Raw genomic sequence first — 989 nt, forward strand, 5'->3', positions numbered from 1 at the left:
TCATCTTTATGGTCTCCCTGGTTATGGCGCAGAGCACCATCGGGTTGCTGGGGGCGACCGTGGTGGCCCTGCTGATGACGGTGGCGGGCCGCCGGGCGGTTCGCGGGAGGCTGTCCGTCGCGCTGGCAGTGCTGGCTGTCAGCTGGGCCGGCACGCGGACTGGCATGACGCTGATGTCCCTGCAGGCGCCCGTTGACCATACGTTCGGGCAACTGGGGCGTATTCAGATGTGGCGGGCCTGTGCGGAGTTAATTGCATCCTATCCATGGCGCGGTGTCGGCTACGGAATGTTTGAGGGGCGTTACCCGGACGGCGTGGCGCTGCTGCAGGAAGTTCAGCGTGACCCGAGCATTGTGGTGCATCCGCATAATGAGCTGGTGTACCAGGTGACGGAAGGCGGTCTGGTGGCGGTCGTGGGGCTGGCATTTCTGCTGGTCTGGGGCGTGCGGGTGGCCCTGCGTCTGTGGGCGCAGGCCTCTGCAGCCGGCGGATACGGAAAACCGGGCAGTGATGCCCTGGGTCCCGGGCTGTGTGCGCTGCCGGTGTTACTGCACACACAGGTGGAGTACCCGTGGTATCTGTCAGGCGTGCATTTTGTTCTGTTCCTCTTTCTTTCCGGTCTTGCGCTTTCCCGCATGGTACCGGCACTCCCTGCTGCGGTACTCCCTTCACGCATTCATTTTGCATCCCGTGCCCTGCTGGCGATAGCCGGCGTGTTTCTGGTCTGGTTTTCACTGACCGGCACCCTGATTCGGGTGGGTATTGATGCCGCAAAACAGACCATGGCGACCGATACCTCACTCTTTGAGCGGGTCCGGTGGCTGAACCCGTGGTTTATGCCGGACCAGCAGGCGTTTGTGGCGAGCCTGCATGACATGCAGCTGTTTAATCAGGATGGTGACCCGGCAAGGCCCGGACGGGCGGAGCAGTTTTACCGGGACTATCTTCTGCGCCACCCGGACCCGAATGTGTACGCCATGTATCTCCAG

1 protein-coding gene is annotated in these 989 nt (G+C 62.4%); it reads left to right on the forward strand.

What is annotated here, in order from left to right; all coding sequences use genetic code 11:
• On the forward strand, nucleotides 1–989 hold a 989-nt coding region (locus tag ACERY3_RS25300), incomplete at both ends, for an O-antigen ligase family protein (RefSeq protein ID WP_373226795.1).

It is taken from the genome of Enterobacter cloacae complex sp. ESBL7 (assembly GCF_041679625.1).
GTDB lineage: Bacteria > Pseudomonadota > Gammaproteobacteria > Enterobacterales > Enterobacteriaceae > Enterobacter > Enterobacter asburiae_B.